Below are 14,514 nucleotides of genomic sequence, written 5' to 3'. Positions count from 1 at the left end.
CTCACCGCGAAGGAACGACTGATCATGCGCAGAAGCCCAGGCAGGAACACGGTACTGGCTCTCACGACACTCCTGCTCATCCCGTTGGCGAACGCGTCACCGTCGACCGCGGCCGAACAGGCCTTCTCCGCACCGGAGCAGTGCACGGCGCTGCGTGATCTCAACCTGGAGACGCTGCCCGGCGCGCCGACACGGATGGCGAACGCCGAAGTAGTGCCCGCCACGCAGGCCACGCCGAGCCACTGCCGCGTCACCGGGTACGTCGCCCCGCAGGTCCAGTTCGAGCTGCGGCTGCCCGACCCGGCCGGGTGGAACGGGGACTTCCTCTTCGGCGGCTGCGGTGGCCTGTGCGGGAGCATCGACTCCGCGACGTGCGTCGAGGGCGTGTCCCGCGGCTACGCGTCGGCGACCACGGACACCGGTCACGTCGGGGCGGACCCGTTGGGGCTGGGCACGGTCGTCACCGACGCGTTGTGGGCCTACGGCAACGAGCCCGCCGTCGTGGACTGGGCGCATCGCGGTGTGCACGTCGCGACACTCGCCACGAAGAAGATCACGGAGTCCTTCTACCGCCGTGCCCCCAAGCTCTCCTACTTCCTCGGCTGCTCGAACGGCGGCCGTCAGGCGATGGTGGAGGCACAGCGGTACCCGGACGACTTCGACGGCATCTGGGCGGGCGACTCCGGGATCGACTACCGCACGGTCACGCTGAACTGGGTGTGGGCGGCGAACGCCAACCTCGGCCAGAACGGCGAACCGATCATCGTCGAGGCGGACGTCCCGCTGATCCACGACGCCGTGCTGGCGCAGTGCGACAACCTCGACGGCCGGGTCGACGGCGTGCTCGACGACCCACGGCGATGCCGGTTCGACGTGTCGGCACTCGACTGCGCACACACGCCGAAATGCCTTGACGGACGCAAGATCGCGGCACTGCGCCGGATGTACCAGACGCCGGTGAACTCGCGCGGCGAGGAACTGACCGACGGCGGCCTGCTGCCCGGCAGCGAGGGCGACTGGCCGACGTGGCTGACCGGAAGCGGCGGATTCCCGCCGCTGGCCCAGGTTCTCGCCGACGGCATGCTGCGCTACCTGGCGTTCGACACCCCACCCGGCCCCGGCTACAACCCCCGCGCGTTCGACTTCGACACCGACCCGGCGAAGATGAAGCGCAGGGACGAACTCGTCAGCGCGGAGAATCCCGACCTGTCGGCGTTCCGCGCGTCCGGCGGCAAACTGCTCATGACAGCCGACTTCGCCGACGGTGTCCTGTCTCCCCGGTCGTCGCTGAAGTACTACGACCGGGCCGCGCACGTCAACGGCGGCGTGGCCGCGACCCAGCGGTTCTACCGGCTGTTCATGGTGCCCGGCAAGAACCACTGCTCCGGCGCCGGGCTCGGCGAGACCGCGGACCCGTTGCGCCTGCTGGAGGACTGGGTCAAGCGCGGCGTCGCGCCGGACACCATCACCGTCCAGTACCCCGGCGGGCCGCGCTCGATTCCGGCATACGCACCGGGCCGCTAACTAGTGCCGCATCAAGCAACGTCGACGTTGTAATCGTGTCGTGTGGACGTGGGGTTGAGTGATGGTTCAGGCTGGGCCGCTGGAGGTGGTGGTCGAGTGGGGCGTCAGCCTGAAGTGTTCGTTCGCCCGCTGGAGCCCGAGGAGGCCCAGCGCCTGGTCAAGATCACCCGTTCCACCCGCGACCGCGTCCGATTGCGGCGAGCCGGGATCGTGCTGGCCTCGATGCAGGGCCGCAGCGCGGTCGATATCGCGATGATGTTCGCCGCGACCGAGGGGCATGTGCGGGAGGTGATCCACGCGTTCAACGAGTTGGGGTTCGCGGCACTGGACCCAAAATGGAGCGGCGGCCGACCTCGTAAGTTCGGGTCGGCCGCCCGAGAGTTGATCTGCCGCGTCGCCCAAGCCGCCCCCACTGGTCTGGGGCAGCCGTTCACCACGTGGAGCCTGTCCAAGCTCGTGGCCTATCTGGCGGAGTACCACTGGTTACGGGTGAGCACGGAGACCGTCCGTCAAATCCTGCGTGCCGCGGGCATCACTTGGCAGCGCACGAAGACGTGGAAGACCAGCAAGGATCCCGATTTCGCCAGCAAGATGGCCCGGATCCTGGACCTCTACGACCATCCACCCACCGACGGGCGGGTCATTTGTGTCGATGAGTTCGGTCCGCTGAACCTGCAACCCCGGCCAGGCCACGGCTGGTTCCCCCGCGGCCGCCCAGCCCGGCTGCGGGCCACCTACACCCGCGCCGCCGGAGTGCGGCAGATGTTCGCCGCCCTGGACCTGGCCACCGGGCAGCTGTTCTACCGGTTCCGCCACCGCAAACGCTGGCCGCAGTTCCTCGACTTCTGCAAACAACTACGGCGTCGGTTCCCGGCCGGGCGGTTGTATCTGATCTGTGACAACTACGGCCCACACCAAAAGGCCGAGGTCCGGGCATGGTGCGCTGGTCACGATGTCGAGTTGGTGTTCACACCGACCAACGCATCCTGGCTGAACTGGATCGAGTGCGAGTTCACCGCGCTGCGCTACTTCACCCTCGACGGCAGCGACTACCCCTCCCACACCGCCCAACAGACCGCAATCGCCCGCTACATCCGGTGGGCCAACAAGCACACCGCACCCAAACAACACTTCGCGGTCAACTCCAAGATCCGCAGACCTGATTACCTACCCAACGTTGCTTGACGCGGCACTAGCCGCCGAAGACCAGGTGCAGGCGGAACCGGTCGGGGTCGAGCAGGCTTTCGACGTGCTCGACGAACCGGCCGTTGAGATCCCTGGTCACCCGGCGGGTGCGCAGAAACCGCTCGCCTTCGGGCCGTCCGAGGAGCCTCGCCTCGACGGCGCCGAGGCGGGCGAGTTCGCACCACTCCTCGCCCGAGTCGGGCACCAGGCCGACCGCGCGCAACTCCTCGTACAACGACTCGCCGAGGCCGCGCTCGGGCAGGTCGCGCAGGGTCCCGATGGCCGGGACACGGCTGCGCTCGAAGGAGATCGCCTCGCCGTCCACACTGGAACGCAGCCGGTCGACCGCGACCAGCTCGGCCGAGTCGAGGCCGAACCGGGCGGCCAGTTCGGCGTCCTCGACCAGTTCCACGCGCACGATCGTGGTGCGCACTCCCTGGTCGGCCAGCGCACGGGTCCAGCCGAGGCGGTCGTCGATCGGGCGGCCGTCGAACGTCACGAACGAGCCTTTGCCGGAGTGCGTGGCGATCAGGCCCTGGTTGCCCAGTTCGGTCAACGCCTGCCGGACGGTGTTGCGGCTGACGCTGAACCGCGCCGCCAGCGCGTTCTCCCCCGGCAACTGCGCGCCGTGCGCCAGCCGGCCGGACTGGATCTCCTTGGCCAGGTGCTCGACGATCCGCTCGTGCTTGAGCTTGCCGACTCGGTCGTTCACATCCGCTCCTGCGCCACGACCCGGCCACGGCCCGCCAGGAACGTCACCAGGAAACCGGTCACCAAGGCCACGAGCACGCCGAGGTTCGCTCCCGACCAGCCGTCTGCCAGACCCAGCGGGGACAGCAGGTAACCCTGCCAGCCGAGCCACGCCGCGCCGGTGTTGGTGACCAGACCCCAACCGATCGCGGTCCCGGCGAGCACGGTGACGATCGGCAGGACGCGGACGTCGCCGTATCGCCCGGAGGGCGTGTAGAGGTCGGCTTGAGCGTAATCGCTTCGGCGCAGCGCGATATCGGCCAGCATGACGCCGCACCATACCGCGATGGGCACACCGAGTGTGATCAGAAATCCCTGAAACTGCCCGAAGAACGCACCGGCGAAGAAGACGACGTACACCGTGCCCGCGACCACGACGACGCCGTCGACGAACGACGCCGCGTAGCGCGGGATCCGGACACCAAGCGCAAGCAGCGTCAAACCGGACGAGTAGATGTTCAGCACAGCGCCGCCGACGAGACCCAGCACGGCGACCACCGCGAACGGGACCAGGTACCAGGTCGGCAGGATCGCGGCGAGCGCCCCGATCGGGTCCGTCGCGATCGACGCGTTCAACTCGGGCGACGACCCGGCCAGCAGCAAACCGAACAGCAGCAACACGATCGGCGCCAGCGACGACGAGAACGCCGTCCAGCCGACCACAGCGCGACCGGAGGTGCCGCGTGGCAGGTACCGCGAGTAGTCCGCGGCGGCGTTCACCCAGCCGAGCCCGAAACCGGTCATCACGAACACCAACGCGCCGACCACATTCTGCGCCGAGCCTGACGGCAACGCCGACACCGCCGCGAAGTCGATCCGGTGCGCGACGAAGGCGATGTACCCGATCGTGAGGGCACCCGTGATGACCGTGATCCACGTCTGCATCCGCATGATCAGGTCGAACCCGAGCACACCGCCCGCGACGGCGAGCGCGCTCACCACGACCAGTGCGACGATCTTCGTCGCCGTGCCGCCGCCCCACCCGAGCCGTTCGAACACCGTGGCGGTCGCGAACGTCGCCAGGATCGTCAGCACGGTCTCCCAGCCGACGGTGAGCATCCACGAGATCAGCGACGGCAACCTGTTGCCGCGCACGCCGAACGCCGCGCGGGACAGCACCATCGTCGGCGCGGAGCCGCGTTTGCCCGCGACCGCGATCAGCCCGCAGAGCAGGAACGAGACCGTGATGCCGACGATCCCGACGAGCACGGCCTGCCAGAAGGAGATGCCGAAGCCGAGCACGAACGAGCCGTAGCTCAGCCCGAACACCGACACGTTGGCCGCGAACCACGGCCAGAACAGCTGGCGCGGCGTGCCCCTGCGTTCCGCGTCGGTGATCACGTTGATCCCGTTGGCCTCGACCTGGAACGGTCTACCGCCGACCGGCACGTCCGCCATGACCGCTCCTCGACCCGGTTCAGACCTGTTCAGTCCCGAGGGGACCGTAGGCCCAGGTCATCACGGCGTCAAGCCGTCCCGCACGACCTGGAACGCCTTGTCGATGTCGCCCCGGTAGCGCCGCATCGCCTGCAACCCCACCATCAACGCCTTGACGTCCATCACGTCCACATCGGACCGCATCGCGCCTGCCCGCTGCGCGCGCCCGACGAGGTCGGCCAGCACGTCGAGGAACGCGCGTTCGGCCTCGGGCAGCACGACCGACAGGTCGATCCCGATCCCGGCCAGCGCGTCGACCAGTCCCTGGTCCACCGCGGCCTCGTCGACCATCAGGCGCAGGAAGTGGTACACCGCCTCCCCCGGTTCCTCGGCGGCCAGCGCCCGCGCGGCGTCGGTCAACTGTCCGACGCGGTCTCGCACGATCGCCTGGAACAGCAGGTCCTTGGTCGGGAAGTGCCGGTAGACGGTGCCCGCGCCGACTCCGGCGCGCCTGGCGATCTCGTCGATCGGCACGCCGAGACCTTCCGCCGCGAAGGTCTCGTACGCCACCCGCAGGACCTTGTCCCTGTTGCGCGCGGCGTCGGCTCGCAACGGCCGCCCTGACATGTGACCCACCTCTCCTCATGTCCCGTCCTCGACAAACGGGGCGTGCGTTCCGTATATTCGGAACCGGAACGCTCGCCCCGATTCTACGCGTGGAGGGATCATGGCCAAACAGAAGTGGACGGCAACCGACGTCCCCGCCCAGGACGGCCGCACCGCGATCGTCACCGGAGCCAACACCGGCATCGGCTTCGAGGCCGCGAAGGTGCTCGCCGCCCGCGGCGCCACCGTGGTGCTCGGCGTGCGCGACCTCGCCAAGGGCGAAGCGGCGTGCCACCGGATCAAGGCCGACCACCCCGGCGCCGACGTCCGGGTGCAGCGCCTCGACCTGAGCTCGTTGGACTCGGTCAGGAAAGCCGCCGACGAGCTGCGTGCCTCGCACAGCCAGATCGACCTGCTGATCAACAACGCCGGGGTGATGTACACGCCGAAGCAGACGACGTCGGACGGCTTCGAGCTCCAGTTCGGCACGAACCACCTCGGCCACTTCGCGTTCACCGGCCTGCTGCTGGACATGCTGCTGCCGGTGCCGGACTCGCGCGTGGTGACGGTCAGCAGCGCGGGCCACCGGATCAAGGCGCGGATCAACTTCGACGACCTGCAGTGGGAACGGTCCTACGACCGGGTGGCCGCGTACGGGCAGTCCAAACTGGCCAACCTGCTGTTCACGTACCAGCTGCAGCACAGGCTTTCCGGAAACGGCAAGACGATCGCGACCGCCGCGCACCCCGGCCTGAGCCGCACGGAACTCACGCGCCACGTGCCGACCATGATGCACTTGCCCTACAAACTCCTGATCGAACCGTTCTTCTCCCAGGACAGCCACAACGGATCGCTGCCGACGCTGCGCGCGGCCACGGATCCGCACGCCCTCGGCGGCCAGTACTACGGCCCGTCCGGCATCGGCGAAGGCAAGGGCGCGCCCACGCTGGTCAAGTCCAGCGCCCAGTCGCACGACACCGAGCTGCAGCGTCACTTGTGGACGGTCTCGGAGGAGCTGACCGGGGTCAAGTTCCCCGTCTGAGCCCGTCGGACGACGCCGTCCCGGTCGGTGACGCCGAGGAGCAGAGCCGGACGATCACCCTGTGGGGACAGCTCCGGCCCTGAGGTTGGTCAGTCCTTTCAGGACACGTTCGAGCAGCGCCATGTCCGGGCTGGTCGACGAGCTCTCGTGCACGATGACCAGGCCGAGCGCCGCCATGTCGCCGAGCACGACCTTCACCACCCCGAGCGGCAGCCGCAGCAGCGCGCCGATCTCCGCGACCGACTTGGAGCTGCGGCACAGCTCGGCGATCTCCTGGTGCTCGTCCTTGAGCTCCCACATCAGCTCGAGCGCACGGGCGCTGGTGGTGACCAGCGTCTCGATCTCGAACCGGTGGGTCGAGCGGGTCCGGCCGCCGGTCCACGCGTAGGCACGGACACTCGCCGCCTGCTCGACCGGGTAGTCGGAGTCCGCTTCGGCGGCGTCCGCCGCCGGTTTCGGCGGCACCGGACCGGCGGGCAGCCGCGCGGCGCGGCCACCCGCACGGAAGTTCAGGCTGAAGCCGTTGAGCACATCCGCGAATCCTCGATCCTCACCTGCACCCACCGATCACCTCGCTCACCGCCGCACTGCCCCGCTCAGTTCGGCACGCAGTTCCGGGGTCAGCATCTGGCCGACCTGGTCGACCAGCACAGTCATCTCGTACGCGATCTGCGCGATGTCGCTGTCACGGCGAGCAAGCACAGCAAGGCACGAACCGTCCCTGATGGACGTCAGCAACAGCACGCCGTAGTCCATCTCCACAATCGTGCGGTGCACAGTGTCCGCACCAAGGCACTTCGCCGCACCGGTGTTCAGGCTGACGATGCCCGCGGCGATCGCGGCCATCTGGTCGGCCCGGTCCTCCGGCAACCGGCTCGACGCGGTGAGCAGCAGCCCGTCGACCGAGATCACCACGGAGTGCGCCACCCCGGGCACCCGCTCGGTGAAGTTGTCCACCAGCCACCCGAACCTGCTGACCTGGCGGCCTTTCGTCGGCGTCTCGGTCATGTCTCCCCATCCCCCTCGTCGGTCTTGCTCTGGCGGATGCCCGCCTGGAAGCTGTTGAGCAGTCCCCTCGCCCGGTCGGCGTTGCGCGGACCCGGTTGGCGGTGCACGCCACCGTTCCCCGAGCCGTTCCCTGAGCCGTTCCCCGGGCCCCCGCCGTCGGCCTTGGCGGGATCCATCGGGGTGACGAACAACATCGCCTTGGGCACCCGCTTGGGCAGTGCCCCGTTCTCCGGCTGCGGTGGCGGCGTGGCCGCCTGCCTCGCCCGCGGCACCGACGGCGGCGCGGGTCGTGCGGCAGTCGCACCCGCCCCCGATCCACCCGGCCCGCCGAGCCAGGCGAAGTCCGCGGGGCCCTGCGGTTGCGGCATCGACTGAGACACCGGCGGGGCCGCCGGTGGTCGGGCGCCTGGGTGGACCGCCGCCTGGGGCACGGATTCGGCCGACGGTCGCGCCGGGGCCGCGTGCCGAGGCTCGGCGGAGGCCGGTACGGGCACCGGTTTGTGCGAACGGAACAGGATCGACGCCGGGGAACTGGCCAGCGGCAGCCGCGGCAACCGCACCGCGATCCCCACCGAGCTCAGCTTGCCGGTCAGGCTCCCGTCCTCGACCGGCCGCTCTTCCCACCGGTCCACCGGGAGAACCGCCGTCTCAGCCGGATCCGCCGTGCCGGCGGGTGCCGTACCGGTGATCAGCTCCGGTGGCACGGCAACAGACGCGACCATGCCGTCCTCGCCGTTGTCCCTGCGCCCCAGCACCACCTCGATGCGGTGCCGCCCGGCCAGGCTGCCGACCACGAACAGCCCCATCTGCCGGGACACCGGGACGTCCACCCCGCCACCGGCCGCCACCCTGGCGTTGGCGTCGGCCAGTTCGGCGTCGCCCATGCCGATGCCCTCGTCGACGATCTCGATCAGCACCGACCGGTCGGCCCTGACCGCGGTCTGGATGACCACCTGGGAGTCCGGTGGCGAGAACGCGGTGGCGTTCTCCACCAACTCGGCCACCGTGCGGACCAGGTCGCCCGCGGCGTAGCCGAGCACGTCCACCTTCGGCACCGAGCGCACCGTCGCGCGCTCGTAGTGCTCCACTTCGGACACGGCAGCGCGCAGCACGTCGGCGAGCGGCACGTGTTCGGTGAACCGGCGGCCGAGGTCCGCACCGGAGAGCACCACCAGGTTCTCGTTGTTGCGCCGCATCCGCGTGGCCAGGTGGTCCAGCTTGAACAGGTTGGCCAGCTGGTCGGGATCGTCTTCCTTCTGCTCGAGCTGCTCCATCAGGCGCAGCTGGCGCTCGACGAGACCCTGGCTGCGCCGGGACAGGTTGACGAAGATGTTGCGCAGGTTGCCCCGCAACTCGGCTTCTTCCTCGGCCGAACGCACCGCCTGGTTCTGCACGGTGTCGAAGGCACGGGCCAATTGGCCGAACTCCTCGCTCGTGCGGACCGGCATCGGGTCGATCTTCGCGGCACGGCCCGCGCGGATGTCGGCCACCGCGGACGGCAGCTGGTTGGACGCGACGTCCAGGGCGGCCCTGCGCAGGGAACTCAGCGAACGCAACAGGTACCGGCCGACGACACCGCCGATGCCTGTGGCGAGCAACACCATCGCCAGCAGCAGCACCGACTCCGCGCCCGCGCGGTTGCTCGTCTCGTCCTGCAGCCGGGCCGCGCCCGCCCGCAGGTCGGCCGCGGCCTGCCTGGCCACACCCGTCATCAGCGAAGTGGTCTGGTTGGACGTGCGCGACCAGTCCTCGGCCTTGAACGGCATCGTCGCGCGGGTGCCAGGTTTGCGTTGCCCCTGCGGCACATCGGCCCGCGCCTGCCGGACGAACTCCTGGCGCTGCGCGACCTCCGACCCGGCGACCGTGTCGAGGTAGCGCTGCCACAGGGCGGGCGGCGCGACCGACCGCATGTCGGCGACCACGTCCGACAGCCGGACGTCCGCTTCGATCAGCCGCTCGCGTTCCGGGGCGTTGAGCTCGCCACGCCGGATTCCCACGAGCACCAGCGACTGCTGGAACGAAACCTGCTCCCGAGCCACCTGCAGGTCGAACAGGGCGGAGGACGAGCCGGTCAGCCCCTCGTCGGGGAACTTGCTCGTCAGCGACCGGTCGAAGTCCACCATCGCCTGGATGATCGCGGCGTACCCGGCGAGCAGGACCTGCGTGTCGGCCCCGGCGACCACCTGCTGGCGCAACTGCGGCAACGAGCCGAGTTCCTTGCGGAGTTTGTCGTAACCGGCGGTGGCCACCGGACCGAGGTCCTCCGTGTTGGCCGCCATCCAGTGCACGGTGTCGATCAGCGTGTCCGTCTGCGTCCACTGGGCACGGCGGTACGCGTCACCCTGCGGCTCCATGGCCAGGCTGCGCTCGGTCTGCAGCAGGCCGATGGTGGGCACGAGCTCTTCCCGCAGGTGCGCGAACCGCTCGACCTCGGCGTACGAGGCGGCCAGGTCAAGGTCCGCCCGGACCCGCAGGGTGCCGAGCGTCATCGCGCCAATGACCGGCACCACCAGGACGGCGCCGATCTTGACGAGCACAGGCCAGTTCCGCCACTGCACGGCGGCGGTGGACCAGGAGCGCCGTGCGGTCACGAGAACCTCGAATACAAATACGACATCGCGGATAACCTAGGTAACTGTCGCCCATTTGTTCAAGTGTCAATTAAGCCACGACCCCGATACTGTCGGTCAATGGAGCGGTATTCGGCGTGACAACATTGGTGTTGGAACTTTTCAAACCAACGCGCCATCCGGTCGCCCGACAACCGGAACAGTGCTTGACGTCGTAGGGACGACGGCCTAGCTTGACTTCCACCCCCTGGCACGCCGAAGAACCCCGCGGAGGACAATCCCCGATGAAAACGATGACGTCCTTTTCACGGGACCACGATTTCACCGAGGAGGAGAACGACGGTCAGCCGGATTTCTCCGCGATCGCCGGGAGTGCCGAATTCGTCCAGTTGCGCCGTCGGATACTGCGGTTCGTCCTCCCGATGACCGGCTTGTTCCTCGGGTGGTACCTCATTTACGTGGTGCTCGCCGCGTACGCGCCCGAGTTCATGAGCATCCGCGTCGGCGACAACATCACGGTGGGCCTGCTGCTGGGGTTGTCCCAGTTCGCGACCACTGTGGCGATCATGATCGGGTACGTGGTGTTCGCGAAGCGCCGCATCGACCCGGCGACCGCGCAATTGCGTGAGCACGCGGGCAAGGCATCGAGATGACCATTAATCTCGCCGCCGCGGCGGGCAATCCGGGTCTGAATGTCAGCATCTTCGTCGGCGTCGTGGCGATCACGCTGTTCATCGTCTATCGCGTGAGCAGCAGGAATACCACCACGGCCGACTACTACGCCGCGGGCGGCGCGTTCAGCGGCATGCAGAACGGCATCGCGTTGTCCGGCGACTACCTGTCCGCCGCGTCCTTCCTCGGCATCGCGGGCGCGATCGCCGTGTACGGCTACGACGGGTTCCTGTTCTCCATCGGCTTCCTCGTCGCCTGGCTGGTGCCGTTGCTCCTTGTGGCGGAACGGTTCCGCAACACCGGCCGGTTCACCATGGGCGACGTGGTCAGCTTCCGGATGCGCCAGCGCCCGGTGCGCGCCGCCGCGGCCAACGCCACACTGGTGATCTCCTTCTTCTACATGCTCGCCCAAATGGCCGGTGCCGGTGGTCTCGTCGCGCTGCTGCTCGACGTGCACACCAAAGGCGGCCAGGCGCTGGTGATCTGTGTCGTCGGCGCGATCATGGTGCTGTACGTGCTCATCGGCGGTATGAAGGGCACCACGTGGGTGCAGATCGTGAAAGCCGCACTGCTGCTGGTCTGCGTGAGCCTGATGAGCGTGTTCCTGTTGGGCAAGTTCGGCTTCGACCTCGGCTCGCTGCTCGGCCGCGCCGCGGAGAACAACGCGCTGAGCGGCCTGGTGCTGGAACCCGGTGCCCGCTACGGCAAGACCGAGACCACCAAACTGGACTTCGTCTCGCTGTCGCTGGCGTTGGTGCTCGGCGCGGCCGCGCTGCCGCACGTGCTGATGCGGTTCTACACCGTGCCCAACGCCTACCAGGCACGCCGTTCGGCGGTCTGGGCCATTTGGACCATGGTGCTGTTCTACCTGAGCACGTTGGTGATCGGGTACGGCGCGAGCGCGCTCGTCGGCTCCGACGCGATCATCAACGCGCCCGGCGGCGAGAACTCCGCGGTGCCGCTGCTCGCGTTCCACATCGGCGGGACTGTCCTACTCGGACTGGTGTCGGCCATCGCGTTCACCACGATCCTCGCCGTGGTCGCCGGGCTGACGCTGACCGCGTCGGCGTCGTTCGCCCACGACGTGTACGCCAACGTGCTCAAGCGCGGCAACCCCGAACCCGGCTCGGAGATCAAGGTCGCCCGGCTGACCGCGATCGTGATCGGCTGCCTCGCCGTCGGCGGCGGCATCCTCGCCACCGGCCAGAACGTGGCTTTCCTGGTGGCGCTGGCGTTCGCGCTCGCCGCCTCGGCGAACCTGCCCGCGATCCTGTACACGCTGTTCTGGCGTAGGTTCAACACGACCGGGACGCTGTGGTCGATCTACGGCGGCCTGGCGAGCTGCCTCGTGCTGATCCTGTTCTCACCGGTCGTGTCCGGCACGCCGACGTCGATCATCCCCGGCGTCGACTTCGCGGTGTTCCCGTTGTCCAATCCGGGGCTCGTGTCCATCCCGCTGTCGTTCGCGCTGGGGGTCGCGGGCACGTTCGTCGGTGAACGCAAGGGCTCCGGCGACCCCGAACGCCGTGACGAGATGGATGTCCGGTCGGTGACCGGGATCGGGTCAGGCTGAACCGGCGTGCCCGGCGGCCTTGCGCAGCGAACCGGGAACGGTCCGCATGATCGTGCCGTACCGGTTCCACGCGTTGATGGTCGCGATGGTCACCACCAGCGCGCCCAGTTCCTCCTCGCTGAAGTGCTTGCGCGCCTCCTCGAACGCCTCGTCGGACACGTGCCCGGACTCCAGCCGGGTGCCCTCCTCGGCCAGCCGGAGCGCTGCCCGCTCCTGCTCGGTGAAGAACGGCGTCTCCTGCCAGGTGACCAGGCTGTACAGCCGCTCGTCGGTCTCGCCCTCCGCCTTCATGTCGTGCGAGTGCATGTCCACGCAGAACGCGCAGCCGTTGATCTGACTGACCCGGAGCTTGACCAGGTGCCGGATCGTCTCGGACAACGCGCTTTTCTGCTGCCACTGCTCAAGCGCGAACATGTGCTTGTACGCCTCGGCGGGTGCCGTCATCCGCGGTTCCACTGTCACTCATTCCTCTCGTTGATCGATACCCGCGTGAGTTTCTCCGGGTTGGCCACAAGGTCGATCGCCGTCACGCGGCTGTCGGCGGTGGACAACGCCATGACGCTGTGCAACTGCCCGTCGACCACCCGGATCAGCCCGGCCCAGCCGTTGACCGTGACCGAGCGGAAGTCCACCGCCCTGCTCCGGCCGATCCCGACCAGGAACCTCGCGACCTTGTCGGCGCCGTACACGGGGTTGCGGGCCGCTTTCACCAGGCCACCGCCGTCGCTGTTGAGTACGACGTCCGGATCGAGCAGCCGCACCAGTCCTTCCAGGTCACGACCCACGCACGCCTCGGCGAACGCCGTCACGACGCGTTTCTGCTGCTCGGGGTCCAGGTCGTAACGCGGTGTCCTGGCACGAACGTGCTTACGGGCCCGCGTCGCCAGCTGCCGCACCGCGGCGGGTGTGCGGCCGACCGCCTCGGTGACCTCGGCGAACGGCATGCCGAACACCTCGTGCAGCACGAACACGGTCCGCTCGGCTGGTGACAACGTCTCCAGCACCACGAGCAGCGCCATGTTCACCGACTCGGCCATGGTGACCCGGTCCTCCGGGCCGTCGACCAACGGCTCCGGCAGCCACGGTCCGACGTACTGCTCACGCCGGACCCTGGCCGACCGGACGTGGTCCAACGCCAGCCGCGAGGTCGTGACCACCAACCAGCCGGTGGTGTCCTCGATCCCCTCGGTGCGGCTCAGCCGTACCCACGCCTCCTGCACGATGTCCTCGGCCGCGCCGAGGTCACCGGTGATGCCGTAGGCGATGCCCAGCAGCCGGTCCTTCGCTTCGAGAAACTCACGCACATCTGGAGGACGAGACAGCGATCAGAAAAGTGACATCAGCGTTTGACGCCGACCGCGCCGAGCGCCAGGCGCTGGCTGGGGGCGAGCGGGTGCAGCCGGGGGCCGTCCGGCCACCAGTCGGCGCAGATCGCCAAGCCGGGATCGAGCAGCTCCAGTCCGGCGAGCATGCCTTCGATCTCGTCACGGGACCGCGGCCACGCGCCGACACCGGCGTCGCGGTAGACACCGTTGAGGTCACGGGCCAGTTGGGACAGTTGCGGATCACTGGGTCCCGGGTCGGTCCAGTGCCCGAAGACCACATAGGAACCGGGTGCGAGCAGGTCGACGTATCCGGCCATGATCCCCGCGGGGTCCTTTTCGGGACGGACGTGCTGCAACGTGCTCACGATGAACAGGGCCACGGGCTCGTCGAAGTTCAGGTGCTTGGCCACGACCGGGTGCTCGACCATCTGCCGCGGGTTGCGGAAGTCCGCTTCCGCCATGTGAGTCCGGTCGTTGTCGGCGACCTGCGCACGGCCGTGCGCGAGCACGCCCGGGTCCATGGAGGCGTAGACCATGGTCGCTTCCCGGTTGAGGCGTTGCGCGACGTCGTGCGGGTTGTCCTTCTCCGGCAAGGTCGCGCCGACATCGAGGAACTGGGTCACGCCGCGCTGCCCGGCCAGGTAGCGGGTGGCCCGCATGATGAAGTCGCGCCGGTCCCGCACGACCCGGACGAACTCCGGGTCCAGCCTGAGGAAGCGGGCCATCACGTCCCGGTCGACCTGGAAGTTGTCCTTGCCGCCGAGCAACGCGTCGTAGACCCGGGTGATGCTCGCCCTGGCGATGTTGACACGGGCAGGTGCGTCCCGTACATCCGGCGATTCCTCACCCCGAGTCATCCGCAGTCCCCGTCTGTTTGCAGCC

At 68.6% G+C, this 14,514-nt stretch carries 14 protein-coding genes; 5 read left to right on the top strand and 9 right to left on the bottom strand.

Annotated features, from left to right (window positions below; all coding sequences use genetic code 11):
• Positions 1-24 precede the first annotated feature (24 nt).
• The gene (locus tag ALI144C_RS01400; protein ID WP_076985150.1) at positions 25-1,524 is read left to right on the top strand and encodes a tannase/feruloyl esterase family alpha/beta hydrolase; all 1,500 of its coding nucleotides are present in this window, start codon (positions 25-27) and stop codon (positions 1,522-1,524) included.
• 96 nt (positions 1,525-1,620) lie between these two features.
• The gene (locus ALI144C_RS01395) at positions 1,621-2,709 is read left to right on the top strand and encodes an IS630 family transposase (RefSeq protein WP_083752607.1); all 1,089 of its coding nucleotides are present in this window, start codon (positions 1,621-1,623) and stop codon (positions 2,707-2,709) included.
• A 7-nt stretch (positions 2,710-2,716) separates the two neighbouring features.
• Here ALI144C_RS01395 and ALI144C_RS01390 read toward each other — a convergent pair whose 3' ends face one another.
• From ALI144C_RS01390 to ALI144C_RS01380, 3 genes are read right to left on the bottom strand one after another with little or no spacing between them, the layout of a single operon-like run.
• Complete coding sequence (locus ALI144C_RS01390) at positions 2,717-3,421, bottom strand: GntR family transcriptional regulator (protein ID WP_076985148.1); 705 nt, start codon at positions 3,419-3,421, stop codon at positions 2,717-2,719.
• A complete protein-coding gene (locus tag ALI144C_RS01385) occupies positions 3,418-4,857 on the bottom strand; it encodes a purine-cytosine permease family protein (protein WP_083752606.1) in 1,440 nt (479 codons plus the stop codon). The genes ALI144C_RS01390 and ALI144C_RS01385 overlap by 4 nt, the downstream gene beginning before the upstream one ends.
• Before the next feature lie 60 nt (positions 4,858-4,917).
• The gene (locus tag ALI144C_RS01380) at positions 4,918-5,463 is read right to left on the bottom strand and encodes a TetR/AcrR family transcriptional regulator (protein ID WP_076985146.1); all 546 of its coding nucleotides are present in this window, start codon (positions 5,461-5,463) and stop codon (positions 4,918-4,920) included.
• A gap of 100 nt (positions 5,464-5,563) precedes the next feature.
• On the opposite strand from ALI144C_RS01380, the gene ALI144C_RS01375 reads away from it, so the two are divergent.
• Positions 5,564-6,484 (top strand): SDR family NAD(P)-dependent oxidoreductase, encoded by a 921-nt coding sequence (locus ALI144C_RS01375; protein ID WP_076985145.1) that lies wholly within the window; start codon positions 5,564-5,566, stop codon positions 6,482-6,484.
• Between the two features lie 54 nt (positions 6,485-6,538).
• Here ALI144C_RS01375 and ALI144C_RS01370 read toward each other — a convergent pair whose 3' ends face one another.
• From ALI144C_RS01370 to ALI144C_RS01360, 3 genes are read right to left on the bottom strand one after another with little or no spacing between them, the layout of a single operon-like run.
• Entirely contained in the window at positions 6,539-7,048 is a 510-nt protein-coding gene (locus tag ALI144C_RS01370) for a DUF742 domain-containing protein (protein WP_076985144.1), read from the bottom strand.
• A gap of 12 nt (positions 7,049-7,060) precedes the next feature.
• Positions 7,061-7,492: a roadblock/LC7 domain-containing protein gene (locus tag ALI144C_RS01365; RefSeq protein WP_076985143.1), complete on the bottom strand. Its 432-nt coding sequence runs from the start codon at positions 7,490-7,492 to the stop codon at positions 7,061-7,063.
• The gene (locus ALI144C_RS01360; protein ID WP_076985142.1) at positions 7,489-10,083 is read right to left on the bottom strand and encodes a nitrate- and nitrite sensing domain-containing protein; all 2,595 of its coding nucleotides are present in this window, start codon (positions 10,081-10,083) and stop codon (positions 7,489-7,491) included. The genes ALI144C_RS01365 and ALI144C_RS01360 overlap by 4 nt, the downstream gene beginning before the upstream one ends.
• 263 nt (positions 10,084-10,346) lie before the next feature.
• On the opposite strand from ALI144C_RS01360, the gene ALI144C_RS01355 reads away from it, so the two are divergent.
• The gene (locus tag ALI144C_RS01355; RefSeq protein ID WP_237773904.1) at positions 10,347-10,715 is read left to right on the top strand and encodes a DUF485 domain-containing protein; all 369 of its coding nucleotides are present in this window, start codon (positions 10,347-10,349) and stop codon (positions 10,713-10,715) included.
• Positions 10,712-12,307, top strand: coding sequence for a solute symporter family protein (locus ALI144C_RS01350; RefSeq protein ID WP_076985141.1), 1,596 nt, complete (start codon positions 10,712-10,714; stop codon positions 12,305-12,307). The genes ALI144C_RS01355 and ALI144C_RS01350 overlap by 4 nt, the downstream gene beginning before the upstream one ends.
• On the opposite strand, the gene ALI144C_RS01345 is transcribed toward ALI144C_RS01350, so the two are convergent.
• The 3 genes from ALI144C_RS01345 to ALI144C_RS01335 are packed head-to-tail and all read right to left on the bottom strand — an operon-like array spanning position 12,299 to position 14,489.
• The gene (locus ALI144C_RS01345; RefSeq protein ID WP_237773903.1) at positions 12,299-12,769 is read right to left on the bottom strand and encodes a carboxymuconolactone decarboxylase family protein; all 471 of its coding nucleotides are present in this window, start codon (positions 12,767-12,769) and stop codon (positions 12,299-12,301) included. The two genes, ALI144C_RS01350 and ALI144C_RS01345, sit on opposite strands and share 9 nt — an antisense overlap.
• Complete coding sequence (sigJ, locus tag ALI144C_RS01340; protein WP_076985140.1) at positions 12,766-13,611, bottom strand: RNA polymerase sigma factor SigJ; 846 nt, start codon at positions 13,609-13,611, stop codon at positions 12,766-12,768. Before sigJ ends, ALI144C_RS01345 begins: the two co-directional genes overlap by 4 nt.
• Positions 13,612-13,646: 35 nt before the next feature.
• Positions 13,647-14,489, bottom strand: a complete 843-nt coding sequence (locus tag ALI144C_RS01335; protein WP_076985139.1) for an SAM-dependent methyltransferase — start codon at positions 14,487-14,489, stop codon at positions 13,647-13,649.
• Positions 14,490-14,514: the final 25 nt, after the last annotated feature.

This window comes from Actinosynnema sp. ALI-1.44 (assembly GCF_001984155.1).
Lineage (GTDB): Bacteria > Actinomycetota > Actinomycetes > Mycobacteriales > Pseudonocardiaceae > Kibdelosporangium.
Note: the sequence above shows the minus strand (reverse complement) of the source record. Positions and strands in the feature narration are given on the sequence as shown.

Excerpts from the sequence above, each read along its gene's own strand:
- ALI144C_RS01400 (WP_076985150.1), top strand. The coding sequence starts at position 25 with ATGCGCAGAAGCCCAGGCAGGAACACGGTACTGGCTCTCACGACACTC.
- ALI144C_RS01385 (WP_083752606.1), bottom strand. The coding sequence starts at position 4,857 with ATGGCGGACGTGCCGGTCGGCGGTAGACCGTTCCAGGTCGAGGCCAAC.
- ALI144C_RS01380 (WP_076985146.1), bottom strand. The coding sequence starts at position 5,463 with ATGTCAGGGCGGCCGTTGCGAGCCGACGCCGCGCGCAACAGGGACAAG.
- ALI144C_RS01375 (WP_076985145.1), top strand. The coding sequence starts at position 5,564 with ATGGCCAAACAGAAGTGGACGGCAACCGACGTCCCCGCCCAGGACGGC.
- ALI144C_RS01365 (WP_076985143.1), bottom strand. The coding sequence starts at position 7,492 with ATGACCGAGACGCCGACGAAAGGCCGCCAGGTCAGCAGGTTCGGGTGG.
- ALI144C_RS01355 (WP_237773904.1), top strand. The coding sequence starts at position 10,347 with ATGAAAACGATGACGTCCTTTTCACGGGACCACGATTTCACCGAGGAG.
- ALI144C_RS01350 (WP_076985141.1), top strand. The coding sequence starts at position 10,712 with ATGACCATTAATCTCGCCGCCGCGGCGGGCAATCCGGGTCTGAATGTC.
- ALI144C_RS01335 (WP_076985139.1), bottom strand. The coding sequence starts at position 14,489 with ATGACTCGGGGTGAGGAATCGCCGGATGTACGGGACGCACCTGCCCGT.